1 protein-coding gene is annotated in these 431 nt (G+C 70.3%); it reads right to left on the reverse strand.

Annotation, left to right across the window (positions count from 1 at the left end):
• Nucleotides 1-431 (reverse strand): glutamine amidotransferase-related protein (locus CCN51_RS39365; protein WP_425444791.1); only part of this gene is annotated, 431 nt, incomplete at both ends.

Consider the following 431-nt stretch of genomic DNA (forward strand, 5'->3'; position numbering starts at 1 on the left):
GGCCGGGAGCGCAGCTCCGGGTGGGCCTGGGTGCCGACCAGGTACGGGTGCACCTCGCGCGGGTACTCGACGTACTCGACCAGCTTGTTGTCGGGCGAGGTGCCCGAGAAGAGGAGGCCGGCCTTCTTCTCCAGCTCTCCGCGGTAGGCGTTGTTGACCTCGTAGCGGTGGCGGTGGCGCTCCTCGACGTACGGCTGGTCGCCGTAGACCTCGCGGACGATCGTGCCCTCGCCGAGCTTCGCCGGGTACATGCCCAGCCGCATCGTGCCGCCCATGTCGCCCTCGCCCGCGACGATGTCCAGCTGCTCGGCCATGGTGGAGATCACCGGGTCGCTGGTGGCGGGCTCGAACTCGGTGGAGTTGGCGGCCTCGATGCCCGCCAGGTTCCGCGCGGCCTCGATGACGATGCACTGCAGGCCCAGGCACAGGCC

Source organism: Streptomyces milbemycinicus (assembly GCF_002154605.1).
Taxonomy (GTDB): Bacteria; Actinomycetota; Actinomycetes; order Streptomycetales; family Streptomycetaceae; genus Streptomyces; species Streptomyces milbemycinicus.